The organism is Parazoarcus sp. PS-13 R2A (assembly GCF_057621855.1).
The window spans coordinates 32,903-58,554 of record NZ_JBYEXN010000009.1 but is presented as its reverse complement, the minus strand read 5'-3'; the positions used below and the strand labels follow the sequence as shown (position 1 = coordinate 58,554).

The 25,652-nt window shown below is 63.4% G+C and carries 27 protein-coding genes; 17 read left to right on the top strand and 10 right to left on the bottom strand.

The genetic code is table 11. From position 1 onward, the window contains the following. Window positions 1-20: 20 nt before the first annotated feature. Window positions 21-620, bottom strand: coding sequence for a 5-formyltetrahydrofolate cyclo-ligase (locus AC22G6_RS10215; RefSeq protein ID WP_487366704.1), 600 nt, complete (start codon window positions 618-620; stop codon window positions 21-23). Between the two features lie 40 nt (window positions 621-660). Between AC22G6_RS10215 and AC22G6_RS10210 the strand changes: the two genes are divergently transcribed. The 4 genes from AC22G6_RS10210 to AC22G6_RS10195 are packed head-to-tail and all read left to right on the top strand — an operon-like array spanning window position 661 to window position 5,490. Further along, window positions 661-2,580, top strand: coding sequence for a lytic transglycosylase domain-containing protein (locus AC22G6_RS10210; protein WP_487366703.1), 1,920 nt, complete (start codon window positions 661-663; stop codon window positions 2,578-2,580). A 55-nt stretch (window positions 2,581-2,635) separates the two neighbouring features. Then, the gene (locus AC22G6_RS10205) at window positions 2,636-3,592 is read left to right on the top strand and encodes a complex I NDUFA9 subunit family protein (protein ID WP_487366702.1); all 957 of its coding nucleotides are present in this window, start codon (window positions 2,636-2,638) and stop codon (window positions 3,590-3,592) included. Between the two features lie 24 nt (window positions 3,593-3,616). Beyond that, the gene (locus tag AC22G6_RS10200; RefSeq protein WP_487366701.1) at window positions 3,617-4,261 is read left to right on the top strand and encodes a glutathione S-transferase family protein; all 645 of its coding nucleotides are present in this window, start codon (window positions 3,617-3,619) and stop codon (window positions 4,259-4,261) included. Next, entirely contained in the window at window positions 4,261-5,490 is a 1,230-nt protein-coding gene (locus AC22G6_RS10195) for a multifunctional CCA addition/repair protein (protein ID WP_487366700.1), read from the top strand. The genes AC22G6_RS10200 and AC22G6_RS10195 overlap by 1 nt, the downstream gene beginning before the upstream one ends. Before the next feature lie 22 nt (window positions 5,491-5,512). Here AC22G6_RS10195 and AC22G6_RS10190 read toward each other — a convergent pair whose 3' ends face one another. Beyond that, window positions 5,513-5,710, bottom strand: a complete 198-nt coding sequence (locus AC22G6_RS10190; protein WP_487366699.1) for a DUF2905 domain-containing protein — start codon at window positions 5,708-5,710, stop codon at window positions 5,513-5,515. A gap of 74 nt (window positions 5,711-5,784) precedes the next feature. Between AC22G6_RS10190 and AC22G6_RS10185 the strand changes: the two genes are divergently transcribed. The 3 genes from AC22G6_RS10185 to AC22G6_RS10175 all read left to right on the top strand — a co-directional run bounded on the left by AC22G6_RS10185 (window position 5,785) and on the right by AC22G6_RS10175 (window position 7,636). Continuing rightward, window positions 5,785-6,405, top strand: coding sequence for a glutathione S-transferase family protein (locus AC22G6_RS10185; protein WP_487366698.1), 621 nt, complete (start codon window positions 5,785-5,787; stop codon window positions 6,403-6,405). Further along, window positions 6,402-7,211, top strand: a complete 810-nt coding sequence (locus AC22G6_RS10180) for an alpha/beta hydrolase (protein ID WP_487366697.1) — start codon at window positions 6,402-6,404, stop codon at window positions 7,209-7,211. Before AC22G6_RS10185 ends, AC22G6_RS10180 begins: the two co-directional genes overlap by 4 nt. A 218-nt stretch (window positions 7,212-7,429) precedes the next feature. Next, on the top strand, window positions 7,430-7,636 hold the full coding sequence (locus tag AC22G6_RS10175; RefSeq protein ID WP_487366696.1) for a hypothetical protein: 207 nt from the start codon (window positions 7,430-7,432) through the stop codon (window positions 7,634-7,636). Window positions 7,637-7,684: 48 nt separating this feature from the next. Here AC22G6_RS10175 and AC22G6_RS10170 read toward each other — a convergent pair whose 3' ends face one another. Then, window positions 7,685-8,857, bottom strand: a complete 1,173-nt coding sequence (locus AC22G6_RS10170) for a class I SAM-dependent methyltransferase (protein ID WP_487366695.1) — start codon at window positions 8,855-8,857, stop codon at window positions 7,685-7,687. A 113-nt stretch (window positions 8,858-8,970) separates the two neighbouring features. On the opposite strand from AC22G6_RS10170, the gene AC22G6_RS10165 reads away from it, so the two are divergent. The 3 genes from AC22G6_RS10165 (at window position 8,971) to AC22G6_RS10155 (ending at window position 11,664) form a co-directional block, all read left to right on the top strand. After that, window positions 8,971-9,720, top strand: a complete 750-nt coding sequence (locus AC22G6_RS10165; protein ID WP_487366694.1) for a pteridine reductase — start codon at window positions 8,971-8,973, stop codon at window positions 9,718-9,720. Between the two features lie 56 nt (window positions 9,721-9,776). Then, the gene (ttcA, locus tag AC22G6_RS10160; protein WP_487366693.1) at window positions 9,777-10,688 is read left to right on the top strand and encodes a tRNA 2-thiocytidine(32) synthetase TtcA; all 912 of its coding nucleotides are present in this window, start codon (window positions 9,777-9,779) and stop codon (window positions 10,686-10,688) included. Between the two features lie 112 nt (window positions 10,689-10,800). Beyond that, complete coding sequence (locus AC22G6_RS10155) at window positions 10,801-11,664, top strand: FHA domain-containing protein (protein WP_487366692.1); 864 nt, start codon at window positions 10,801-10,803, stop codon at window positions 11,662-11,664. 131 nt (window positions 11,665-11,795) lie between these two features. Here AC22G6_RS10155 and AC22G6_RS10150 read toward each other — a convergent pair whose 3' ends face one another. Continuing rightward, complete coding sequence (locus AC22G6_RS10150) at window positions 11,796-12,188, bottom strand: PsiF family protein (RefSeq protein WP_487366691.1); 393 nt, start codon at window positions 12,186-12,188, stop codon at window positions 11,796-11,798. Between the two features lie 135 nt (window positions 12,189-12,323). On the opposite strand from AC22G6_RS10150, the gene AC22G6_RS10145 reads away from it, so the two are divergent. From AC22G6_RS10145 to AC22G6_RS10135, 3 genes are all read left to right on the top strand, one after another. Continuing rightward, window positions 12,324-12,725 carry a YqaA family protein gene (locus tag AC22G6_RS10145; RefSeq protein WP_487366690.1) on the top strand — a complete coding sequence of 134 codons (402 nt, stop codon included), beginning with the start codon at window positions 12,324-12,326 and terminating at the stop codon, window positions 12,723-12,725. 47 nt (window positions 12,726-12,772) lie between these two features. Then, a complete protein-coding gene (locus AC22G6_RS10140; RefSeq protein ID WP_487366689.1) occupies window positions 12,773-13,126 on the top strand; it encodes a RidA family protein in 354 nt (117 codons plus the stop codon). Between the two features lie 168 nt (window positions 13,127-13,294). Continuing rightward, window positions 13,295-17,164, top strand: coding sequence for a DUF3683 domain-containing protein (locus AC22G6_RS10135; protein WP_487366688.1), 3,870 nt, complete (start codon window positions 13,295-13,297; stop codon window positions 17,162-17,164). Window positions 17,165-17,231: 67 nt separating this feature from the next. Here the strand turns inward: AC22G6_RS10135 and AC22G6_RS10130 are convergent, their stop codons facing one another. Genes AC22G6_RS10130 through pyrE form a run of 4 tightly spaced genes read right to left on the bottom strand, consistent with a single transcriptional unit; the run spans window position 17,232 to window position 21,372 of the window. Continuing rightward, complete coding sequence (locus tag AC22G6_RS10130) at window positions 17,232-18,014, bottom strand: NAD-dependent deacylase (protein WP_487366687.1); 783 nt, start codon at window positions 18,012-18,014, stop codon at window positions 17,232-17,234. Continuing rightward, complete coding sequence (locus tag AC22G6_RS10125) at window positions 18,011-20,086, bottom strand: molybdopterin-containing oxidoreductase family protein (RefSeq protein WP_487366686.1); 2,076 nt, start codon at window positions 20,084-20,086, stop codon at window positions 18,011-18,013. The genes AC22G6_RS10130 and AC22G6_RS10125 overlap by 4 nt, the downstream gene beginning before the upstream one ends. Window positions 20,087-20,117: 31 nt before the next feature. After that, a complete protein-coding gene (locus tag AC22G6_RS10120) occupies window positions 20,118-20,747 on the bottom strand; it encodes a hypothetical protein (protein WP_487366685.1) in 630 nt (209 codons plus the stop codon). Next, window positions 20,725-21,372 (bottom strand): orotate phosphoribosyltransferase, encoded by a 648-nt coding sequence (gene pyrE, locus AC22G6_RS10115; RefSeq protein ID WP_487366684.1) that lies wholly within the window; start codon window positions 21,370-21,372, stop codon window positions 20,725-20,727. The genes AC22G6_RS10120 and pyrE overlap by 23 nt, the downstream gene beginning before the upstream one ends. Before the next feature lie 40 nt (window positions 21,373-21,412). Here pyrE and AC22G6_RS10110 point away from each other — a divergent pair, with 40 nt between their 5' ends. From AC22G6_RS10110 to AC22G6_RS10095, 4 genes are all read left to right on the top strand, one after another. Beyond that, window positions 21,413-22,195, top strand: a complete 783-nt coding sequence (locus tag AC22G6_RS10110) for an exodeoxyribonuclease III (protein ID WP_487366683.1) — start codon at window positions 21,413-21,415, stop codon at window positions 22,193-22,195. A 265-nt stretch (window positions 22,196-22,460) separates the two neighbouring features. Further along, window positions 22,461-22,772: an ElaB/YgaM/YqjD family protein gene (locus AC22G6_RS10105; RefSeq protein WP_108950937.1), complete on the top strand. Its 312-nt coding sequence runs from the start codon at window positions 22,461-22,463 to the stop codon at window positions 22,770-22,772. Between the two features lie 9 nt (window positions 22,773-22,781). Further along, window positions 22,782-23,168, top strand: a complete 387-nt coding sequence (locus AC22G6_RS10100; RefSeq protein WP_108950936.1) for a phage holin family protein — start codon at window positions 22,782-22,784, stop codon at window positions 23,166-23,168. Then, on the top strand, window positions 23,165-23,530 hold the full coding sequence (locus tag AC22G6_RS10095; RefSeq protein ID WP_487366682.1) for a YqjK-like family protein: 366 nt from the start codon (window positions 23,165-23,167) through the stop codon (window positions 23,528-23,530). Before AC22G6_RS10100 ends, AC22G6_RS10095 begins: the two co-directional genes overlap by 4 nt. A gap of 25 nt (window positions 23,531-23,555) precedes the next feature. Here AC22G6_RS10095 and AC22G6_RS10090 read toward each other — a convergent pair whose 3' ends face one another. Together AC22G6_RS10090 and upp are read right to left on the bottom strand one after the other, a co-directional pair. Beyond that, complete coding sequence (locus tag AC22G6_RS10090) at window positions 23,556-24,803, bottom strand: uracil-xanthine permease family protein (protein WP_487366681.1); 1,248 nt, start codon at window positions 24,801-24,803, stop codon at window positions 23,556-23,558. 121 nt (window positions 24,804-24,924) lie between these two features. After that, window positions 24,925-25,557, bottom strand: coding sequence for a uracil phosphoribosyltransferase (gene upp, locus AC22G6_RS10085; RefSeq protein WP_108973227.1), 633 nt, complete (start codon window positions 25,555-25,557; stop codon window positions 24,925-24,927). Window positions 25,558-25,652 lie beyond the last annotated feature (95 nt).

The following is a 25,652-nucleotide window of genomic DNA, read 5'->3' as shown; positions in this document are numbered from 1 at the left end:
GCCCCGCGGGCACTCCCTGCTCAGGCTTCGCCGGCCCGAAACGCCCCTGCCTCGGTCAGCAGCCAGTCCATCGCCTGGTCGTGGGCCTGGGGCAGCACGGAATCAACCCGCCCCAGCTCGAAACCGACCCCGACAGTGACGGTTCGCATGACCGCCAGCGTGCGGTCGAAATACCCGCCGCCATAGCCAAGGCGAAAACCCTGCGCATCAAAAGCGTTGAGCGGCACCAGCACCACGTCGGGCACGACGGCCGCCCCCTCGGCAGGAAACGGAATGCCATGACGATCAGTCTGAAGCGGCATGCCCGGTTGCCAGCAGCGAAATATCAGGGGTGCGTCCTTCTCCAGCACGACCGGCAGGGCGGCGCGACGGTCTGCGTCGCCTGCCAGCCACCGCGCCACCCATTCGCGCAAGTCGGGCTCTGCGCGATACGGCCAGCAAAAGGCCAGTACGCGGGGCTGCAGAACGGCGGCGAGCTGGTCGAGGTGGGTTTCGAGCTGGCGGACGAGCCCGGCACGGAACGCCGGCGAAAGCGCTTCGCGCGCCGCCAGCGCATGATCGCGCAGCGCACGTCGCCGGGTCTGGATATCGTCGGAAAGGGCGGGGAAACTGGCAGTCACTGTGATATGGTGATTCGATCTTAAACGGGGATGTTACGGGATGCACAAGGCTTCATGGGGAATGCTGTTCACAGCATGCCTGGTATTTGCAACGAGCGCTTTCGGACAACAGGGAGAGGCGCGAATTCTCGCCGCCCGGGAGGCCATCCGCACCGGTGATCGCAACACGCTGGAACGACTGGCGCAGCAACCCGACACCCATCTGCTCGACCCCTATGTCCGGTACTGGCTGCTGCTCAACAAGCTTGCCCGCCCCGACGCCCCTCCCGCAACCGAACTGGCAGATTTCCTGATGCAGGAGGCCGGCTCTGTGCTTGCCGAACGTCTGCGCGCCGACTGGCTGCGAAGACTCGCCAAGGACAGCGACTGGGCCGGTTTTCTGCGGCTCTATCCCGATCTGCAAAGCCCCGACCGCGAGATGCGCTGCCACCACTGGACCGCCAGGCTGATGAACGGAGATCGCGGCGTGCTCGCCGACGTCGCTGCACAATGGCACGACCTCACCGACGCACACAGCGCCTGCGACACCGTGTTGCGGGCTGCGATCAGCAGCGGGGACGTGAGCGCCGACGACGCATGGTGGCGCTTCAGGCGACAGGTCGAAAACCGCAATACCGGCAATGCACGCAGCACGCTTGCGTGGCTCGACGATGGCGACAGCAGCGCACTCGAACAGGCGATGAAGAGCCCTGCGCAATACCTCGACCGCCTGCCCGGCAATTTCGCCACCAATCGCGCCAGTCGTGAGCTGGCGCTGGCCGCGCTGGTTCGCCTCGTCCGCGAAGACATGCCCGCTGCGCACGTGCGCCTGATCCGCCTGCAGGACCGGCTCGGCGCCGATGACCGCGCCTATGTCTATTCGGCCCTCGCGCTGCGCGCATCGTGGGCGCAGGACAGAATGGCCAGAGACTGGTTCGGCGCCGCCGGCGACATCCCGATGACGGCCGAACAGCGCGCGTGGCGCGTTCGTTCCGCACTGCGCGACAACGACTGGAACGCAGTGCTCGGGGCAATCGGGCGGCTGAACACCGACGAACAGCAGGAACCCGAGTGGATCTACTGGCGCGCCCGCAGCCTTGCCGGCCTCAACCGTCGTGCCGAAGCCGAAGCGCTCTATGCCCGCATCGCAGGCGAACCGCACTTCTACGGCATGCTCGCGGGCGATGAACTCGGCCGCCCCTTTGTTGTTTCGCCCCATGCCACGGCATTGAGCGCGGAACAGCTTCGCCTCGCCGAGGACGATCCCGGTCTGCGCCGCGCCATTGCCCTGTTCCAGCTCGACATGCGGACCGAGGCCGTGCGCGAGTGGAACTGGTCCTTGCGCGGACAGGACGAGGTATTCCGGCTCGCAGCCTCCCGCCTCGCCCTCAAGTACGATATTTTCGACCGCGCCATCAATACCGCAGAGCTTGCCAATCCGAAAGGGGCCTTTGATCTGCGCTTTCTTACCCCGTATCGGGATCTCATCGAACCGCAGGTCCGCAGCCAGGGGCTGGACATGAACTGGGTCTACGGCCTGATGCGCCAGGAGAGCCGCTTTGTCGTCCCCGCGCGCTCGAGTTCCGGTGCACAAGGCCTGATGCAGGTGATGCCGGCCACGGGCAAGTGGGTCGCAGGCAAGATCGGCATGAGCGGCTACCATCAGGGCCTCCTGTCCGAGCCCAACACCAACGTGCAGCTCGGCACCAGCTACATGCGCCTCATCCTTGAAGATCTCGACAATCATCCGGTGCTGGCCAGTGCGGGCTACAACGCCGGGCCGGGACGCGCCAAGCGCTGGCGCGACGCGCGTCCGCTGGAAGGTGCAATCTATGTCGAAACCATTCCCTTCGACGAAACCCGCGACTATGTAAAGAAGGTCATGGCGAATACCGTGATCTATGCAGCCATGCTCGACGGCCAGCCACAGTCGCTCAAGGCGCGGCTTGGCACCATTGCACCGCGGCCGGACGCACAATGACCCCATTCACATTAGCCGCTAAACTCATGCACTACGCGCCGGAGCAACAATCACGATGATTCCACAACGTGTCGTTCTGATCGGCGGTACCGGTTTTCTCGGCACCGCCATCGCCAACAGGCTGGCTGAAGCCGGCGTCAGCGTGCTGATTCCGACGCGCCGGCGCAGTCGCGCGGGGCGTGTATTGCTCCTGCCCAACGTCGAGGTGATCGAGGCCGACTGCCATGACGAGGCAACCCTTTCCCGCCTGTTTGCCGACGCCGATGCCGTGGTGAACCTCGTCGGCATCCTGCACTCGCGCAGTGCGTCGCCCTACGGCCCCGACTTTGCCCGCGCCCATGTCGAACTCCCGGAAAAGATCGTAGCCGCCTGCAAGGCAGGCGGGGTGCGACGGCTCATTCACGTCAGCGCGCTCGGCGCCGATGCCGATGCCCCCTCCGAGTACCAGCGCTCCAAGGCCGCAGGCGAACTCGCCATCCGCGCCGCCGCGCCCGAGGTCGAATGGACCATCCTGCGGCCGTCGGTCATTTTCGGCCGCGACGACAGCTTCCTGAACCTGTTCGCGAAGCTGGCCTCGGTCTTCCCGGTCCTGCCGCTTGGTGGCGCAAGCGCCCGCTTTCAGCCGGTCTATGTGGAAGACGTTGCCGAGGTGGTGTGGCGCTGCCTCACCGACACTGCGGCCAACGGCCAGACGCTTGAGCTTGCCGGGCCAAGCGTCTACACGCTGCGCCAGCTGGTCGAGTACGTCTCCGGGCTGGTCGGCCACCCGCGCCCGGTCATTCCGCTTCCCGAGGGCCTCGCGATGTTTCAGGCCAGGCTGATGGAGCTCGCGCCGCAGCCCCTGATGAGCCGTGACAACGTGCGCTCGATGCGTGCTGACAACATTGCCAGCGGCGCACCCCTGCCCTTTGGCCTGGTCCCGACCGCGATCGAGTCGGTGGTGCCGGGATGGCTGGGCAAGGCAACGCAACGCGCCTTGTATAACCCCCTGCGCCGCCACGCGCGTCGCTAATCCCTCCCTTTGACGGAGTCACTGATGAAACTGATCATCGGCAACAAGAACTACTCGTCCTGGTCCCTGCGCGCCTGGCTGGCAGCCCGTGCCGGAGGATTCACCTTCGAGGAGATCCGCATCCCGCTGTTCATTCCGGGCAGCCGTGAGCACATCCTCTCGCATTCGCCGTCGGGCAAGGTTCCCTGCCTCATCGACCATGGTTTCGTGGTCTGGGATTCGCTCGCGATCGGCGAATACCTGGCGGAGAAGAACCCCCAGCTGTGGCCGGCCGAGGTCACGGCGCGTGCCGTTGCGAGGGCGGCTAGCGCCGAGATGCATTCCGGATTTGCGCACCTGCGCGAACACATGCCGATGAACATCCGCAAGGACTACACCGGCAAGGGGCACACCCCGGAGGTTGACGCCGAGATCGCCCGCGTAGTGGCAATCTGGAACGACTGCCGCGCACGCTTCGGCAAGGACGGCCCCTACCTTTTCGGCCGCTTCAGCATTGCCGATGCGGCCTTCGCCCCGGTCTGCTACCGCTTCAAGACCTACGGCGTGAAGCCGGAAGGTGCTGCCGCGGAGTACCTGGCCACCATGCTCGCCAATCCGCACATGCGTGAATGGGAGACTGCGGCACTGGCCGAAACCGAGTCCATTGCGTCAGAGGATCTCTACGGCTGATGCGTGCATTCGTTGTTGGCGGCGCAGTGCGCGACGCCCTGCTCGGACTCCCGGTAAAGGATCGCGACTGGGTCGTGGTGGGTGAAACGCCGGAAGCCATGCTCGCGCGTGGTTTCCGTCCGGTGGGCAAGGACTTCCCGGTCTTTCTGCACCCGGCCAGCAACGAGGAATACGCCCTCGCCCGCACCGAACGCAAGAGCGGGCGAGGCTATACCGGATTCGTGTGCCACGCCTCGCCTGACGTCACCCTCGAACAGGACCTGCTGCGTCGCGACCTGACCATCAACGCGATTGCGCGTGATGCAGAAGGCAAGCTGACCGACCCCTATGGCGGCGTTGCCGATCTGAATGCGAGGATCTTCCGTCACGTCAGCCCGGCGTTTGCCGAAGATCCTGTGCGCATCCTGCGCGTTGCCCGCTTTGCAGCGCGGTTCAGTGAGTTCAGTCTCGCACCCGAGACGCTCACGCTGATGCAGAACATGGTCAGCGCGGGCGAAGTCGATCACCTCGTGCCTGAACGCGTCTGGCAGGAACTGTCCCGCGGCCTGATGGAGGACACGCCGTCGCGGATGATCCGCATCCTGCGTGAGTGCGGCGCACTGGCGCGCATCCTGCCCGAGGTGGACGCCCTGTTCGGCGTGCCGCAACCAGAGCAGCATCACCCGGAGATCGACACCGGCGAGCACGTGCTGATGGTCATCGACGCATCGGCCCGCGGCGGCCACCCCCTTGCGGTGCGCTGGGCCTGTCTGCTGCACGATCTTGGCAAAGGCACCACTCCGGAAGCCATCCTGCCCCATCACTACGGTCATGAAGCACGTGGCGAGCACATGGCACGCGCGGTATCGGAACGCCTGAAGGCACCGACCGAATGCCGCGACCTCGCGGTGATGGTGGCGCGCGAGCACGGCATTCTTGGACAGATCGACATCCTGCGCACCGAAACCGTCGTCAAGGTCATCGAACGCTGCGATGCGCTGCGACGCCCAGAGCGCTTCAGGCTGATGCTCGATGCCGCAGCCTGCGACTATCGGGGCCGGGGTGGCGAGCGCGCAGCACCGTGGCAGCCAGGCATACGCTGGCAGCAGATGCTCGACCGCATGCGCGCCATCGACGCCGGCAGGATCGCCCGCGAGTGCACCGACAAAGCACAGATTCCTGAGCGCATCCATTGCGCACGCCTGGCCGCGGTCAAGGCAGTTCGCGCAGAGACTTCCGCCGCTGACTGAGCATCATCACACGGTCACGAGTTCAGATCGCGCGCAAGATGAACCAGGCAAGCAGGGACAGCAACACCGTCGTGGTGAAGGGGAAGTGATAAGCTTTGCCCCTGAAACGGAATGCAAGATCTCCGGGCAGGTGGCCAAGACGCAGGCGCTGAGCCGTGCCGGGCTGAATCAGGCCGGTGAGCACCACGATCAGCATGACCACCACAATCCACTTGAGCATCAACCACTCCACGCAAAGATGCCGGATTAGACCCCTTCAGGGGCGAACACCGCAACCAACAGAGTCGACAAGAAATGATCACCCTCCATACCTGGGCCACGCCAAACGGTCGAAAAGTATCGATCGCGCTGGAAGAACTCGGACTGGATTTCGAAACCCGGGCAATCGACATCACCCGGAAAGCCCAGTTTGCACCTGAATTCGCCGCGCTCAACCCCAACAACAAGATTCCGGTGCTCGTCGACAGCGAAGGTCCAGACGGTCAGCCGTTCACGGTGATCGAGTCCGGGGCAATCCTGATCTACCTGGCCGAAAAATGTGGCCGACTGCTACCCACTGATGCGCGCGAGCGCAGCGAGGCCTTGCAGTGGCTGATGTTCCAGATGGGCAGCGTCGGTCCCATGCTTGGTCAGGTCCATCACTTCCTGCGCTTTGCGCCGGATGTCATTCCTTACGCAATCGACCGCTATTCGCGAGAAGGCGCGCGTATCTACGGCGTGCTCAACACCCGCCTCAAGGGCCGCGACTGGCTGGCCGGCAGCACCTACTCGATCGCAGATATTGCGACTTACCCCTGGATTGCCCGCCACGAGTGGCAAGGTATCGACCTTGCCCGATTCCCCGAGGTGCAGCGCTGGTCACAAGCCATGGCTGCACGCCCGGCAGTGCAGCGCGGCATGGAGATTCCCCAATGAATGCAGCATCACGCTTCGGCGACCTTGAAGTCCTTTGTCACAGCCCCGAGAAGGGCACGCCCCACCCCACCCCGCTGCTTTTCGTCCACGGCGCCTATACCGGCGCCTGGTGCTGGGAAGAGCATTTCCTGCCCTGGTTCGCAGCCAAGGGGTGGACAGCCTACGCAGTGTCCCTGTCAGGACATGGAAAGAGCCTGCACCACGACCACCTCGACTCACTGTCGATCGATGACTATGTCCGCGATCTGACCCAGGTGATTGAGCGCCTGCCGAGTGCGCCAGTGCTGATCGGTCATTCGATGGGTGGCATGGTGGTGCAGAAATACCTCGAACGGGCCAAAGCGCCGGCAGCAGTGCTGATGGCTTCGGTACCGCCACAGGGCCTGATGGGGTCGGCTTTCGGGCTGATGTTCAAGAAACCGCACCTGCTGGCCGATCTCAATCGCCTGATGAACGCAGGTGAGGCCCAGCTGGAGAGCCTGCGCGAAGCCCTTTTCCATCAACCGATCGAAGAAGCAACGCTGCGCCGCTACTACGCGCTGAGCCAGGCAGAGTCGCACCGCGCGATCTGGGACATGACGCTGTTCAACCTGCCCCAGCCTGCGCAGATGCACGATGTGCCAATGCTGATCCTCGGTGCGAGCCACGATCAGCTCATCCCACCCGACCAGGTGCATATGACCGCCACCACCTACGGACTAACTGCCGAGATCTTTGACGATATCGGCCACGGGATGATGCTGGAACACGGCTGGGAAGGCGTCGCGAAGCGCATCGCCGAGTGGCTCGAGTCACAATCGCTTTAAATCCCTTGGCTGACGGCGACCTGCTGCGGCAAAAAAGCCACACCCCGTGCTTTTTTTCCTCGCCAGCCGGTCGCCAAATTGTCATGATTTGCTCAAAGACGCGAACACCACGTCTTGAACATTGCACCATCGGCCCAATCTTTGATTCAAGCCCGCCATAAAGCGGCCGTTAATGAAATCAGGAGACCGGGATATCCGGTCACTTTGCGGAGGCCATCATGGTGATCTACATGGACATGCAAACCGGCAAGGGAATTCGGGAAGCCGGCAGGATTGACGAGGAAGTCCTTGGCACCACCAGGCATCCTCTCCCCGACGCAGCCCTTCAGCTGCAGGAAATCGACTTCAGTCAGCCAGCGCGCAACATGCCGCCGCCGCGCGACATCGAAGCGCTCCTGAACGCAATGAGTCACCAGGGCGCTTAATCAGCCGAAACGCCGGGCATCCGACAGGCAGTACCCGCTCGCAGCGTATCAGAGAGTATGCAGACGGTCGCCGCGAGCGAAACCGAGCAGCGCTACGTCGATGCCCCGGCCGACGGCAAGCACCTTGAACAACTCGCCCATCTCCTGCGGCGTGGTCAGCCGTTGCGCGGCGCGCGCCGCGCGAACATAGTCGGCCGACCCTTCTGGGCCGCGTCGTGCCAGGCAGTCCAGCACCCCGCAATTGAACAGAAACTGTGCCTGGCTGGTGTAGCCCAGCACTTCCAGCCCGGCGTCGTACGCCGACTCGGCCATCGCGGTGAAATCCACGAATTCGGTAATGTCGTTCAGCCCCGGCCACAGGAAGGGGTCGGCGTGCGCATGATGGCGGTAGTAGCACAGCAAGGTGCCGTTCGAGCGCGACGGCAGATAGTACTCGGCGCGCGGATAGCCATAATCGATCAGCAGCATCGCCCCCTGCAGCAAGCGGTCTGCCCATGAGGCCATCCAGGCCTGCCCGGCCAGGTTGATCTCAGTCAGGTATTCGCCCTCTGCAGGCGCCGGCAGTTCGAGCGCGCGGGCCGCTTCGAGCACCGCCCCCTCGGCCGGGCTGTCACCCCAGCAAAACACCGCCCCATCTTCGCTCTCGGTCAGCACGACACCGCGCTCGAACACGCCGTCAGCGCGCGACACGACCAGATGCACCGGCATCACATCGAGCACTTCATTCGCGACCACCACACCGGAGAACTGCGCGGGCAGCGCATCCAGCCACTGGACGCGCGCGGCAAGATGCGGCGTCCGTTGCGCGAGGGTGTCGAACTGGCGCTCCCTGAGTTCTGCCGAAAGTTCGAGGATGCCATAGCTGAGCGGGAGCGCACCTCGGCGCTCAAGCTCAAGCAGGAGATCGGCTGCAAGCAGTCCGGTCCCGGCACCGACTTCGATCACCTGCATCGCACTGAGCTGCATCACCTGCTCGACCTGACTTGCAAGCGCCTGGCCAAACAGGGGCGTGAGCTCAGGCGCCGTGATGAAATCGCCCCCCGGCCCGAACTTTCTCGCGCCGCCGCTGTAATACCCCAGCCCGGGCGCGTAAAGTGCCAGTTCCATGTAACGGGAAAACGGCATCCAGCCCCCCGCGGCACGGATTTCGGATTGCAGCAGGGCGATCAGCCGATTGCTCTGGTCAAGGGCTTCTGCGGAAGGCTGAGGCAAGGAAGACATGGCGGCGGCAAAGGTTGGGGACGCGGCATTGTAGCCGAGCGCGCAGGATGAACTGCACCGCGGACACCCGGAACCGCGCCAATCAACAACTCTCGACAACCCAAAACAGCACCATGAACGAACAAACCATCGAGCCTGTCATTCTCGTCACCGGCGCCGCGCGCAGAGTCGGCGCTGCGATTGCGCGCGAACTTCACGCCGGCGGCGCTCGCATCGCGCTGCACTATCGCAGCAGCCGGGAAGAGGCCGAGGCGCTCGCGGCGAGCTTTCTCGCCATCCGCCCGGGATCGGCCATGACGGTTGGCGGAGACCTTGGTGCCGATGGCGTGCCCGAAGCGCTCGCGGACCGGGTCCTGGCCCACTTTGGCCGGCTCGACGGACTCGTCAATAACGCGTCGAGCTTCTTCCCCACGCCGCTGGGGCAGATCGACTCAAGCGCATGGACCGATCTCGTCGGCTCCAACCTCAAGGGTCCGCTGTTCCTCACCCAGGCACTCGCGCCGGCACTCAAGGCGTCACGTGGCGCCGTGGTCAACATTGTCGACATCCACGCTGAGCGCCCCCTGCGACATTACGCGCTGTACTGCGCGGCAAAGGCCGGGCTGGCAGGACTGACGCGCGCGCTTGCGCTCGAGATGGCGCCCGAAGTGCGGGTAAACGGCGTTTCTCCGGGACCGATCGAGTGGCCTGAAGATGGGCAGATCGCAAGCGACGAGCGCGAAGAGATCGTCCGCCACACCTTGCTGCAGCGCGAAGGCAGCCCGACCGACATCGCCCGCACAGTGCGCTTCCTGCTGGTCGACGCCCCCTACATCACCGGTCAGATCCTGGCCGTGGACGGCGGCCGCAGCGCGCACCTCTGATCGCCCGCTGCAATGCAAGTGTATAATCCGGAAAGACTTTTTTACTGAGCCCCATCGTGAATAGCGTTACGACCCAACCTGCCGTCGAACAAGCCGAAAACCGCCACTCCAACACCTTTCTGCGCCTGAAGAAGAAGCTTGAGCGTAGCGTCGGCGAAGCGATCGGTGACTACAACATGATCGGCGATGGCGATACGGTGATGGTCTGTGTGTCTGGCGGCAAGGATTCATACACCCTGCTCTCCTGCCTGCTGGCGCTGCGCGAACGTGCTCCGGTCGATTTCCGCATCGTGGCAATGAACCTCGATCAGAAACAGCCCGGCTTCCCCGACCACATCCTGCCCGCCTACTTCGAGTCCATCGGCGTCGAGTACCGGATCGTCACCGAGGACACCTACTCGATCGTCAAGGACAAGATCCCTGAGGGCAAGACCACCTGTTCCCTGTGCTCCCGCCTTCGCCGCGGCATCATTTACCGCACCGCCGCCGAGATCGGCGCCACCCGCATCGCGCTTGGACACCATCGTGACGACATGCTGGAAACGCTGTTCCTGAACATGTTCTTCGGCGGGAAGATCAAGGCCATGCCGCCCAAACTGGTGAGCGACGACGGCAAGCACATGGTGATCCGTCCGCTGGCGTACTGTACCGAAAGCGATATCGCCCGCTTTGCCCGCAGCATGGATTTTCCTATCATTCCGTGCAACCTCTGCGGCTCGCAGGAGAACGCGCAGCGCAAACACATCAAGGCCATGCTCCAGTCGTGGGCACGGGAACATCCCGGACGCATCGAGTCGCTCGCAACCTCGCTCAAGAATGTCGTTCCGTCGCATCTGGCCGACCAGAAGCTGTTTGATTTCGTCGGTATCGACCGAAATACAACACTGGACGAAGGTGATATAGCGTTCGATCCCCAGCCCATTCCTGAGGGGAACGGAGGAGTGATCCGGCTTTTTTCCGGGCATTAAAATATCCGGCAGGCATCACAGGAAGGCTTGCATCGCTTTCGGCCTTTGATCATTATTGACCCGAGCGCGGCGAATGCCTGCCGCCGGACAATCACCGCGGTAGATCAATAATATGTCCGATCGAAAAAACCTGTGTGTGCTCGTGGCCGAAGTCATCGGGGGGGACCACCTCATTACACGCCTCGGCAAGGATGAGGCAAACCACGCCGTCGACCGCTGCCTGAACCGTATTGACCGTGCGGTGGGTGGCAATAGCGGCAGTGTCCTTGAACGCACGCAAAGCACCATGACAGCGAGCTTCGAGCGCTGCGATTCGGGCGTTGTCGCAGCCTGTGAAATGCTTGAGCGCGTGCTGAGCCTGCCGCCCGTCAGCGGCACGCAGCTGAAGATCCGCATCGGGATCCACTATGGACTCGCCGATGCCGGTTCGGGCGGAGACGGGGTCGACGGCGCACGGCGGCTGGCACAGACCTGCCGCCCCGGACAAGCGCTGGCAAGCAGCACTGCGGTCATGCTGCTCACCCCCTCGGCCCGGCACTTTGCCGGCGCAGAGGCGTTTCAGTCGGAAGCACAGAGCGGGCTGGAATGGCAGGTATTCACCATCGGCCACCGTGTCGGTGTGGTGACGTCATTGCCGCCGAATGCGAAACTCTCCCAGCGCCTGCGACTGCGCCACCAGGAAGAGGTGATGTTCGTCGAGGAGCATCGCCCCATCGTGCTGCTCGGGCGCGAACTGGGCAACGATGTCGTGATCATCGACGCCAGGGCATCGCGTCAGCACGCACGCATCGAGCGCAGAAGGGACGGCTTCGTCCTGATCGACCAGAGCTCCAACGGCTGCCACGTCTCCATCGACGGTGACGATGAGCGCTGCATCAAGGGCGCAGAGCTCTCCCTCACTGGCTCGGGACGCATTGGCTGCGGGTTTTCATCCAAGGAAATCGAGCGCGACCTGGTTTTTTTCGACATCGTTTAAGCCCGTCCGCAAAGCCCAGACCCAGGCGCTCATGGAAGCACATCGCGGCGGACGCATACTGAATCATTGAAGGGGCGTTCGGCCGACGCCGAACCCCCCTCTCGCCCCGCACTCTCCGGGGCTGAGCGCACTCACCCCTTGAGGCACTCGCTCATGAAGACCTTGCGCTCATTGCCCTTGAGCGCCTTCTCGGTCGCATTCCGGTTACACCCTTTCATCTTTTCCTTCTGGGCTGCCTGAAGCGCCCCGGCACTCGCAGTCGTAGCTGACGCGTCCTGCGCCTTGGCCTTGCCTGGCTCAGCAGCCCTGGACGCGGGTGGCACGGCCGTCGCAGCCGTCGCCGCATGCTTGCCTTTCAGGCACGCACTCATGAACTGCTTGCGCTCATCTCCCTTCAGTGCCTTTGTCCGTGCCTCCTGGTTGCAGTTCTTCATCCGTTCGTGCTGCGGATTCGCCCAGGCTTCGGCAGGGGATAATGTGGCAAGCAAGGTGGCGGCAACAGTCGCCAGAATCAATCCTTTCATCACACAACTCCTTGGTCATCAACATGAAAAAAGCGCCGCCATACTCCCACTTGTCATATGCCATCGTCAACCTCGAGCAGATGAAGGGCGCCGCCCGGCACATGCGCCGGCATGCAGGCTGGGGGGTATCCGCCCGTGCTTGACGCGGTCAGCGCCGCGCTTGGCGGGCTGTTCGTTTCGGCCTTCCTGTCAGCGACCGTACTGCCTGGCGGCTCCGAGCTCGTACTTGCGGGCGTCCTTCACCAGTACCCCGAGCAACTCGTCTCCGCCCTGATCCTTGCAACCGTCGGCAACACGCTAGGTGGCATGAGCACGTATGCAATCGCACGCCTCCTGCCGCGCAAGGAGCTGCCACAGCGCCTGCGCCAGGTGCAACGCTACGGCAGCGCAAGCCTCGTGCTGTCCTGGGTCCCGGTCATTGGAGACGCCCTGTGCGCGGCTGCCGGCGTACTTCGCCTGAACTGGTTTGCGTGCCTGTGCTGGATGGCGCTGGGCAAAGGGCTGCGATACCTCGCAATCGCATCCGCCATGTACTGAGTACGGGCGGTATAATCGTGCGCCTTGCGATCTCATCCGGCCTTCTCATGCAATCGATACAGCGCAAGGGCACAACTGCCCGTTACTCCGACTCCGTGGTCCACAACGGTGTCGCCTACATTGTCGAAGTCCCGACCTCGGTCGATGGCGACATCGGCAGCCAGACCAAGGAGATCCTCGACAGCCTGGCACGCCAGCTCGAGGACATCGGCAGCAGCACCTCGCGCATCCTCAGCGCAAGCATCTACCTCACCGACATGGCCGACTATGCCGGCATGAATGCGGCGTGGGATGCCTGGGTGCCGGCGGGCACCGCCCCTTCCCGCGCCTGCCTCCAGGTCGTTGCGCTGGCGCAACCTGGCTGGCGGGTCGAAATCGCGATCACCGCCGCCGTCGCCTGAAGGGCTTGGAACTCCGGCCTTGCCGGAACCCTTCGTTACCCGTGGCGTCCACTCCTGTAGCGCAGTGTCTGATTCCACACTTCGCATAAGGTCTTGTTTTTTGATGCATGTTGCACTGCGGTTCGTTAAAATCGCAGGTTCCCCTGCAGCAGCCACCTCGGTGCACTAATGACCCAACGCCTGCGAGAAATTCCGTACAACTACACTTCGTTCTCCGACCGCGAGATCGTGACCCGCCTGCTCGGTGCAGACGCGTGGTCCGTTCTCGACGAATTGCGTGCAGAGCGGGTTACCGGCCGTTCGGCGCGAATGCTGTACGAAGTCCTCGGCGACATCTGGGTGGTTCGCCGCAACCCTTACCTTGAAGACGACCTGCTCGCCAGCCGCGAACGGCGCGAGGCGCTGATCAACGCCCTCGACCACCGGGTCAATGAGGTGGAGAAGCGCCGGCAGGGTAACGACCGCGTCGAACTGCTGATTGCCCGTGCGCGTCAGGCCGTTGCCGATTTCGAGCGCTGGTTCGATGTCACTGCGCGCAAGCGCAAGGCTGCGCTGAAGACGCTCACGCGTCACACTGCGCGCGACAACGTCTGTTTCGACGGGCACGCCCGCGTATCGCACGTCACCGACGCAACTGACTGGCGCGTCGAGTACCCCTTCGTCGTCCTCTACCCCGACACCGAAGAGGAAATGGCACCGCTGGTGCGCGCCTGTATCGAACTCGGCATGACCATCATCCCGCGCGGCGGCGGCACCGGCTATACCGGCGGAGCCGTACCCCTCGACGCGAATTCGGTGGTGATCAATACCGAGAAGCTGATCACCATCGGCCCTGTGGAAGAGATGGTCCTGCCCGGCGCAGACGGCAAGCCGATGGACTCCCCCTACGCCACCATCCGCACCGGCGCCGGCGTTGTCACTGATCGTGTGTCGGAGGCGGCAAGCCTGGCCGGCCGCGTGTTCGCGGTCGACCCCACCTCGGCCAGCGCATCCTGTGTCGGCGGCAACATCGCCATGAACGCCGGTGGCAAGAAGGCCGTGCTGTGGGGCACTGCGCTCGACAACCTGGCGTGGTGGAAGATGGTCACGCCGGACGGCAACTGGCTTGAGGTCGAGCGCCTCGACCACAACTTCGGCAAGATCCACGAGCAGCACATCGCACGGTTCCGTCTGCGTCGCTTCGATGGCTTCACCTACGCCCCACTCGGAGAAGAGGTGCTCTCCATGCCCGGCGCGCACTGCCGCAAGGACGGTCTGGGCAAGGACGTCACCGACAAATTCCTCGGCGGCATTCCGGGCGTGCAGAAGGAAGGCACCGACGGCCTGATCGTGGCCTCGCGCTGGGTGCTGCACAAGATGCCGCCGGTCACCCGCACAGTCTGTCTCGAGTTTTTTGGCCAGGTTCGCGAAGCCGTGCCAGCCATCGTCGAGATCACCGACTACTTCAAGCCGGGTGGCGCCGGCAATGCCGCCGGTGTGCTGCTGGCGGGGCTCGAGCACCTTGACGAGCGCTATGTGAAGGCGGTGGGCTACACCACCAAGGCCAAGCGCCACGGCCGCCCGAAGATGGTTCTGATCGGCGACATCGTCGGCTTCGATGAAAGCGCGGTGATGGCTGCAGCATCCGATGTGGTGCGCATGACCAACACCCGCGGTGCTGAAGGTTTCATTGCGGTATCGCCCGAGCAGCGCAAGCGCTTCTGGCTGGAGCGCTCACGCACAGCAGCCATCTCCCGCCATACGAACGCCTTCAAGATCAACGAAGACGTGGTCATCCCGCTGCCACGCATGGGCGACTACTGTGACGGCATCGAGCGCATCAACATCGAGCTGTCCACCCGCAACAAGCTTGAATTGTGCGATACCCTCGCCGAGTTTCTGCGGGGCGACCTGCCGCTGGATCAGGGCGATGCAAACCTTGCCGCCGATGAACTGATTGGTGACCGCCGCGAAGCCGCACTGAACTACATCGAGGCAGTACGCAAGCGCTGGGAATGGCTGCTGGAAAACCTCGACATGCCGCTGGCCGAAGCCGAGCGCGAGTTCGCCACCTATGGCGTGCAGGCCGGCGAGCTGAGCAATCGTGCAGCCGACCCCAAGCTGTTTCATCGCTTGCAGGATTACTCCATCCGGGTGTCGTGGAAGACCGAGATCAAGCCGCGTCTGAACAAGATCTTCGACGGCACGATCTTCGCCCCGGTTCTCGAGCGGATCGAGGCGCTGCATGCGCAGGTGCTGCGCGGGCGTGTCTTTGTGGCGCTGCACATGCACGCCGGCGACGGCAACGTCCACACCAACCTTCCGGTGAACTCCGACAACTACGACATGCTGCAGACCGCCAATCGCGCGGTCGACCGCATCATGGCGCTGGCGCGCTCGCTTGATGGCGTGATTTCCGGCGAGCACGGTATCGGCATCACCAAGCTCGACTATCTGACCGACGCCGAGATGACCTCCTTCTGGGACTACAAGTCCAGAGTCGACCCCGAGGGCCGCTTCAACCGCGGCAAGCTGATGCGTGGCGGCAATCTCGACAACGCCTACACGCCCAGTTTCAACCTGATGGGCCATGAGTCGCTGATCATGGAGCAGACCGAGATCGGCGAGATTGCGCACGATATCAAGGACTGCCTGCGTTGCGGCAAGTGCAAACCGGTGTGCTCGACCCATGTCCCGCGCGCCAACCTGCTCTACAGCCCGCGCAATAAGGTGCTCAGCACCTCGCTGCTGATCGAGGCCATGCTCTATGAAGAGCAGACACGGCGCGGCGTATCGCTGGCACACTGGGCCGAGTTCGAGGATGTGGCCGACCATTGCACCGTATGCCACAAGTGCGAGAAGCCGTGCCCGGTCGACATCGACTTCGGCGACGTCTCGATCAAGATGCGCAACCTGCTGCGCAAGCAGGGCAAGAAATCCTTCAATCCGGGCAAGGCCGCGGCGATGGCTTTCCTTACCGTCAAGGACCCGGCCACGATCAAGGTGATCCGCACCGGCATGATCGAGTGGGGCTACAAGGCGCAGCGTTTCGCCTACACCATGGGCAAGCGCTTCGGCCTCATCCAGTCCCAGGTGAAGGCGCCGCCAGCCACGCTGCACAAGGCACCGATCAAGGCTCAGGTGATTCACTTCATCAACAAGCCGATGCCGGGCAATCTGCCAAAGAAGACCTCCCGCGCCCTGCTCGACATCGAGGACGACAAGGTCATCCCGGTCATTCGCGACCCGCAGAAGGGCAGCCACGACACCGACGCCGTATTCTACTTCCCGGGCTGTGGTTCGGAGCGCCTGTTCAGCCAGGTCGGCCTGGCCACCCAGGCCATGCTCTACCACGTCGGCACACAGACAGTGCTGCCGCCGGGCTACCTGTGCTGCGGCTATCCGCAGACGGCCGCCGGCGAGGAAGACAAGGGACAGAAGATCACCACTGACAACCGGGTGCTCTTCCACCGCGTTGCCAACACCCTGAACTATCTCGACATCAAGACGGTGATCGTGTCCTGCGGCACCTGCATGGATCAGCTGCAGAAGTACGAGTTCGAGAAGATCTTCCCCGGCTGCCGCCTGCTCGACATCCATGAGTACCTGATGGAAAAGGGCGTGAAGCTCGAAGGCGTGCAGGGCGTGAACTACATGTATCACGAGCCCTGCCACACCCCGATGAAGGTGCATTCCGGCATCAAGGTGGCCAACGAGCTGATGGGGACACGAGTGGACCTTTCGGACCGCTGCTGCGGCGAGTCGGGCACCCTGGCGGTTGCACGTCCGGACATTTCCACCCAGGTGCGCTTCCGCAAGCAGGAGGAGATCGAAAAGGGTGTGGCGGTGATGCAGGAAGCCAGCCCCAACGCCCAGACCAAGATCCTCACCTCCTGCCCCAGCTGCCTGCAGGGGCTGAGCCGTTACGCAGACGACGCCGGCGGCATTGAGCCCGACTACATCGTGGTCGAACTCGCAAAGCACCTGCTGGGAGAGAACTGGCTGCCCGATTACGTCGCCAAGGCCAACAACGGCGGCATTGAACGCGTGCTGCTGTAAGCAGCGGCATCAGCAACGGAAAAGGGCGCCACTGGCGCCCTTTTCTCTGTGGCCTGTCGCGTCGCGATCAGGGCAGTTCGTGCATGCGCGCCCACAACTGCGTCATAGCGTCCGCTGCGCCCATGCGCAGGCGATAGTCGACAATATCGCTGACCTCGGTGTCACCCGGATTGATTTCAACCGATGGAATCCCGTTCTGCTGTGCCCACCACACCGGCCCGGAAATGTACGGAAAGACGCTTGTGGTGCCGATGGATACGATCAGATCGACCCCCGACTCGAGCACATGGGTAAGCTGATCCAGCCCCTTTTGCGGCAACATCTCGCCGAACAGCACGATATCCGGACGCAGCACGCCGCCGCACACCGGACACGCGGGCGGCAGATCAAGCCCGGCAAAATCGTGCACGCTGCGCTGATGCGGACACTCGGTGCAGCGCAGGTGATGCACCGTGCCGTGGATCTGGATCACCTTCTCCGATCCGGCCATGCGGTGCAAGCCGTCGACGTTCTGCGTCAGCACCCAGACCCCCGGCTTTTCCGCCTCCAGGTCGGCGATACGCAAGTGCGCCGCACTCGGCTTCGCGCCCCTGCAATTGGATTCGATCTCCCCGATGTAACGCCACGAGATGTCAGGCCGTTGCGCCATCATCTCGCCCGAAAGCGCCTCTTCGATCGTCAGCCCTTCGGCCGTCAGGCGCTCATGATACAAGCCGCCGATGCCACGATAAGTAGGGAGTCCGGAATCGGCGGAAATGCCCGCCCCGGTAATGAACAACACGCGCTCGGCGCGCTTCAGCAGCGCTGCAACCGCATCAATATCAGCATTCGTGCTTGACGAAACCGTCATACAGGCAAGACCTCAACCAGACAATCGTAAAAAATCGGCCCGCCCCCCATGTCGGTCAGTGCCGACGAGGTCACCGCATTTGCGTTCTCTCCATCGCCAGAGAGCTTCTGCCACCACACTGACGGACTCACGACGACACCGGCACGGATGTCCTCGGTGACCACTGCGCGGGCGTGAAAGGCACCACGATCATTGCTGATGCGCACCCGGTCCCCATCGCTGATAGCGCGCTTCGCGGCATCCTGCGGATGAATCTCGAGCTTCGGCGAGCCTTCCTGCTGCACGAAGCGGGGCAGATTGGCAAAACTGGTATTCAGGAAATTGCGGGCCGGCGGCGTAATCAATGCCAGCGGGTAGCGTTGGGCGAGCGCAGGATTGCTCGACACGGACTCGGCCGGCGGCGTCCAGGCCGGCAGCGGGTCATGCCCCTGCACAGCGAGCGCCTCGGCGTAAAACTCGCACTTGCCCGATGGCGTCCTGAAGGCGCCCTGGGCATACGGCACACTGGGGCGCGGCAGGTTCAGCCTGACCCAGCCTTGTGCTTTCAGGGCTTCCGGCGTCACCCCGAATGCGCGCGGATCGTCGCGATTAAAGGCCAGGGACGCAAGCTCGTCGTCGGTTTCGGAAAACAGCGCTTCGGAGAACCCCATCCGCGCCGCCAGCAGGCGAAACACCTCGGTGTTCGGCTTCGCCTCACCCAGCGGCGCGATCGCAGGCTCGTTGGACACTGCGTAAGCGTGTCCGTAGCTGCCATGCACATCACGGTGTTCGAGCTGGCTGGTGGCGGGCAGCAGGATATCGGCGTAGTCGGCGGTGTCGGTCTGGAACAGCTCGTGCACCACACAGAACAAATCCTCACGCGCGAAACCCGCCCGTACTTCATTGCTGTTGGGCGCAACCGCCACCGGGTTCGAGTTGTAGACGTAGATGGCCCGCAGCGGCGGCTCGCCGGCCTTGAGCAAGGCCTCGCCAATATTCGACATATTGATCGTGCGCGGCGGAAAGCGCTCTGCATCCGGATACAGGTCAGGCCGCGCCAGGGCGCGCACATCCTTGGGAAAATTTCCGGAAACGGAGAGCAGCGCCCCGCCCGCAGCATGTCGCCAGGCGCCGGTCAGGGCGGGAAGACAGGCGATGTTGCGCACCGCCATGCCAGCCCCCGCACAGCGGTTCAGGCCATAGTTGAGACGAATCATGGACGGTTGCGCGCGCCCATACTCGCGCGCAAGGCTGCGGATCACCTCGGCATCCAGACCGGTGACGGACGCCGCCCATTCGGGCGTATGTTCACGAACACGCTCGGCCAGCGCATCAAAGCCGATCGTGTGCTGCGCAATGTAGTCGTGGTCGAGCAGGTCCTCGGCGATCAGGACCTGCATCATTGCCAGTGCCAGTGCGCCGTCCGTCCCGGGCAGGGGCGCGATATGCTGATGACACTTTTTCGCGGTATCGGTGCGCCGGGGGTCGATGCAGATCAAACGCGCACCACGCCGCTTGGCCTCCTGCATGTAACGCCAGCCATGGAGGTTCGACACCACCGGGTTGCCACCCCAGATCAGGATCAGCCTGGCATCGACCAGTGCTTCGGGATCGGCCCCTACGGCCGCACCGACCGTCGCCTTCCAGCCGGCCGCGCCGGCCGAGGCGCAGATGGTGCGATCGAGCAGCGAGGCGCCAAGACGGTGGAAGAAGCGACGGTCCATGCTCTCGCCCTGCACCAGCCCCATGGTGCCGGCGTAACTGTAGGGCAGGATCGCGCGCGGATCGTCGGCGGCGATCTCGCGGAACTTCGCCGCAATGGTGTCCAGGGCTTCATCCCAGGTGATGCGCTCAAAACGCCCCTCACCCTTGCGCCCGATGCGTTTCATCGGATACAGCAGGCGCTGGTCGGAATACACCCGTTCCAGATAGTGCGACACCTTGGTGCACAGCGAGCCATTGGTGAACGGCATCCTCTCAGCACCACGAACGCGCACAGCCCTGCCCTGTTCGACGGTGATCTCCATCGCACAGGTATCCGGGCAATCATGTGGACAGGCGGCTTTCACCACCCTGGAATCGATGGCGCTCATGTGGATCTCCGTGGGCGCAATCCGCGCTATGTCAGCGCGGGCGGGATGCAGGGGCCGTCAGTTCAAGATAGCGACGGCGATCTTCCTCGAAGCGCAGGCGGAGAGACTCTCGTTCGCGCAGTTTGGCGTCGATGATCGAGCGCTGGGCGGCGATCTCTCCATCGACGTTGTGCTGATCTTCCGCGAGGTTTTGCGGCACGTTCTGGCCGCGATAGGACTCGGCCTCCTGCGCAAAGCGCGCCTTGCGCGCGATCAGCGCCTTCTCCCGCACGCGCAAGTCTGCAATCGTGCGATCCATGTCGGCCAGCGCGCGATCTCGACGATCGGCGATCGCCTTGACGCTGGGGTAGGTCTCCAGCAATGCCTGATCCAGCCGTCGCTGCTTGAGCGCAACGGCCTCGGCCTCCTTGCGACGACGCGCGTCCTCGTCACGCTCGGCGATCTCCTCTGCCGTCAGCGGCGGAGGTACGTAACGCCGCAGCGTGCCGCTCGTGCTGAGCTCACGATAGCCTCGTCCGTAACATGCAGCCGGGAGGATATCCCCGCACACGGGGCTACCGCCCACGTCACAGCAGTAGATGCTCCGTCCCTGCGCCGCCGCAGCCAAAGGCACGGCAAGCGCGGTCAGAAGCACGAGTTCAACGAGTCGAGCCGACGCCATACGCTTCCCGGTAGGCCTTGACCGCATCAAGATTGGCAGCGAGGTCGGGGCTGTCGGCCAGATAGCCGATGAGGTCATCGAGCGTCGCTACCGCAATCACGGGGATGCCGAATGTCTCCTGCACTTCCTGCACTGCAGACAGCGCGCCCTTGCCGCGTTCCATGCGGTCAAGCGCGATCACGACCCCGGCCGGCGTGGCGCCGGCCGCACGAATGATCTCGACCGATTCACGCACCGACGTACCCGCCGAGATCACATCGTCGAGGATCAGCACGCGGCCGACCAGCGGCGCGCCGATGAGCGTGCCCCCCTCGCCGTGATCCTTGGCTTCCTTGCGATTGAATGCGAACGGCAGGCCGACGCCTTCTTCCGCGAGCCGGATCGCCGTACCCGCCACCAGCGGGATACCCTTGTACGCGGGACCGAACAACATGTCGCACGCGACGCCGGCGTTACGAATCGCATGTGCGTAGTATCCGCACAGGGCACGAAACGACACGCCATCGTCAAACAGGCCGGCATTGAAAAAATAGGGCGAGTTACGCCCCGCCTTGGTCACGAATGACCCAAAACGCAGCACGCCCTTTTCACAGGCGAGGGCAATGAATTCCCGGCTAAAATCCACGATTCGAATCCTGCATTGCAACATGACTGGAAGTCTGCCCATGTTACGCATCATCTCTGCCAACCTCAACGGCATCCGCTCTGCAACCAGCAAAGGTTTTCTCGACTGGCTCGCAAATCAGGACGCTGACATCGTCTGTCTGCAGGAACTGAAGGCCCAGGGGCCAGACCTGAGCGATCAGATGCGGAATCCAGCCCCACTCAGTGGATGGTTTCACTACGCTGAAAAGAAAGGCTACAGCGGGGTCGGCATCTACAGCCGCCACACACCGGACCGCGTCGTGGAGGGCCTCGGCATTGCCGACATTGATGCCGAAGGCCGCTACCTGCAACTCGACTTCGGCGCCCTTTCGGTCATCTCCCTGTACCTCCCATCGGGTTCCAGTTCGGAAGATCGCCTCCAGATCAAGTTCTCGTTCATGGAGCGCTTCCTGCCCCACCTCGCCGCCCTGCGCGCAAGCGGTCGCGAAGTCGTGATCTGCGGTGACTGGAACATCGCCCACAGGGAGATCGATCTGAAGAACTGGAAGAGTAACCAGAAGAATTCCGGCTTTCTCCCGGAAGAACGCGCCTGGCTGAGCCGGCTGTTCGACGAACAGGGCTGGGTCGATGTCTATCGCGCGCTGTATCCGGACGCCGGAGAGACCTGCTACACGTGGTGGTCGAACCGCGGACAGGCCTGGACCAAGAACGTGGGCTGGCGACTCGACTATCAGATCGCTACCACCGGCATTGCGGAAAAGGCCAGATCCGCCGCGGTATACAAGGAGGCACGCTTCAGCGATCACGCACCACTCACCGTCGACTACGACTGGATACTCTGACGCCGGTCATGCCGGGCGGCTCAGCGAAGAGCCCCCGCCTGGCGACTCCGCACGGCCCCGGAATTCGATTTCGGGACACGCCTCGCCCGTCGCCGCGAAGCGCCGACAAACGGCGATCAGGCTTCGGCGGGCGCCGGACGGCATGTCGTGTGACGCCCCGCACACTCTCCGTTTCCAATCGATTTGCCATCTCGCCGGAAACGGAATAGCGTGGACTCATCACCGCGCAACCGCGCATTCGTCATAGTTCGCAAGGAGGCCAAGAATGACCGACACGACGCATCCCTCACGGGACAAACTCGTTTCCGACCTGAAGCTGGTGGTATCCGACGCCGAGGAGTTGCTGAAGCTAACGGCGGGCCAGGCGGGTGACAAGATTGGCGATGTGCGCAGTCGCCTCACTGACCGTCTGTCCGACGCCAAGGGCAGAATCGCCGATGCAGAAGCAGCCATTCTCGACAAGACGAAGAAGGCTGCACACGCGACCGACGACTACGTGCATGCCCACCCTTGGGAATCCGTTGGTGTCGCTGCGGGCGTCGCCTTCCTGCTCGGCCTGCTGGCTGGCCGCAGGTAAGCCGGCGCAGTGAGCGAGAAACGAAGACCGCGCCTGGCAGACAGCCTGCGCGGCTTTCTGGATCACGGGCTGGAGACGGCGCAGACGCGACTTGAGCTGCTCGCGCTTGAGGTGCAGGAGGAAAAGCTTCGCCTCAGCGGTCTTTTGCTCAATATCGTGGTTTCTGCGCTGCTGCTGGCCTTTGGAATCGTTTTCCTGCTGGTGTTTCTCACCGTGCTGTTCTGGGAGGAGCACCGCTTGCTCGCACTGGGCATTGCCACCGCCGTCTGCATCGGTGCTGCGCTGCTGACGGCGAGCAATGCCGCCCGCGAGATCAGGCGCGGCTCGCGGCTTTTTGCATCGAGCCTGGCCGAACTGGCCCGCGACCGAGCGGCCTTGCGCCGCGACGACGAATGAACCCGCGGCTGATCGAATTTGCGCTACGCAAGCAACGGCTGCAGATCAATGCGGAGCGCCAGCGCGACGATATGGTGCGACATCTCGAAGGCGTCGAATCCATTCTCGATACCATCGACGAAGTTCGCGACGGCGTAGGCTGGGCGCGCAAGCAGGCACCGATCCTGTCTGGCGCAGCGCTGCTGCTGATCGCGACCAGACCACGCCAGGCCTGGCGACTGGCCAAGCGGGTCGGAATCGCCTGGCTGATGTACCGGCGCGTGCAGGGCGGGCCCGGCGCACGGGCCAGCCTGCTTGCACTTCCGCTGGCTCGCCGCCTGCTCGAACGCATGTTGCGCCGCTTCGCCGGCAGCCGCGCCTGACACGGCCACCGACGAAGCTGGAATATCAGGACTGCGCGCGGGTCTTGGGCAGCAGCAGGTTGAGCAGAATCGCAGCGACGCCGCACAGACTCACACCTTGCAGGCTGAATCCGTCGAGATTGAGCGCCAGTCCGCCGATACCGAACACCAGCACCGCAGAAACGATCACGAGATTGCGCGGCTCGTCGAGGTTGGTGCGGTCGGCGATCAGGGTCTTGAGGCCGATACTTGCAACCGAGCCGAAGAGCAGCATCATGATGCCGCCCATCACCGGGACCGGGATCGACTGCAGCAAGGCGTTGAACTTCCCGAAAAAGGCCATCACGATCGCGAACACCGCAGCCCAGGTCATCACCTTGGGGTTGAAGCTTCTGGTCAGCGTGACAGCGCCCGTCACCTCAGAATAGGTCGTCACCGGCGGCCCGCCGATCAGACCGGCAAACAGCACGCCCAGTCCGTCGCCGGCGAGGGTGCGATGCAGGCCCGGCTTGTCGGTGTAGTCCTTGCCCGTCACCCCGCCGATTGCAACCACGTCACCGACGTGCTCGATGGCCGGCGCCAGCGCAACCGGGATCATGAACAGGATTGCAGCCCATTCGAAGGTCGGCGCAACGAAATCGGGCATCGCCACCCATGGCGCAGCGGCGATCTTGCCGAAATCAACCAGCCCCAGCACTGCAGCGAGCACATAGCCCGTGCCAACACCGACCAGAATCGGTACCAGGCGCAGGAGGCCCCGCCCGAAAACGGCCGCGACCACGGTCGCCCCGAAGGAGACCGTCGCCACGATCATCGCCGTGCCATACGGCACGAGTTCGACCTTGCCGTCTCCCGTCCGCCCCATCGCCATGTTCACCGCGACAGCAGCAAGCGACAGGCCGATGATCATGATGATCGGACCGATCACCACCGGCGGCATGAATCGATGCACGATCTCTGCCCCGTGCCGCCACACCAGCCCGGAGAAAACGAAATACACCAGCGACACACAGGCCAGCGCACCCATGGTGGCGGGCAGGCCCCAGGTCTGCATGCTGTAGATGATCGGCGCGATGAAGGCGAAACTGGAGCCAAGGAAAATCGGCACCTGCCGCCCGGTGACGAACTGAAACAGGAGCGTCCCGACACCCGCACCAAGCAGCGCCATGCTGGGGTTGAGGCCGGTCAGCAGCGGCACCAGCACCAGCGCGCCAAACGCCACGAAAAGAATCTGGGCACCAGAAACCGCCTGCCGCCACAATGGGTCGGCAGACTCGATGGGAACTTCACGCATTACCATTCTCCTTGCGCGCCAGCCATGCAGACCGGCTGCGGTCACTACCCTAGTATTTGCCGCGACATCGTCACACAGCGCCGGTCTGACGCCGGCATGGCTGCGGACAATGCGCGCCTGATCAGTTGTGCTTGGTACCGAAGATCTTGTCGCCCGCGTCACCAAGCCCCGGAATGATGTATCCGTGCTCGTTTAGGTGACTGTCGATGCTCGCGGTATAGATCTCGACGTCTGGATGACGCTCCTGCATCAGCGCAATACCCTCGGGCGCGGCCACCAGCACCAAAGCACGTACCTGGCCACAACCGTTGCGCTTGAGCATGTCCACGGTCGCTGCAAGCGACCCACCGGTGGCGAGCATCGGATCGATGATCAGGGACATGCGTTCGCCGAGATGTCCGACGAATTTCTCGAAGTACGGCGCCGGCTGCAGGGTTTCCTCATTACGTGCGATCCCTACGACGCTGACCTTTGCGCTGGGGATCATGTCCAGCACCCCATCGAGCATCCCCAGCCCTGCACGCAGGATGGGCACGACCGTCACTTTCTTGCCCTTGATCTGCTCGACTTCCACTGGTCCGGCCCAGCCATCGATGGTCACCGATTCGAGCGGAAAGTCCTTGCACGCCTCGTAGGCAAGCAATCGGGCCAGTTCGGCCGTGAGTTCGCGAAACTTCTTGGTGCTGATGTCACCTTCCCGCATCAGTCCGATCTTGTGGCGGACCAGGGGGTGATTGATCTGGTGGACGGGCATGAAGAATCCTGAGACGAAGGGAGTAGGCGACAGTTTACCTTCAAGTTTGTCCATCAGTCGGGCGATGCGGCCCCAGTGCGATAAAATCCCCTGCT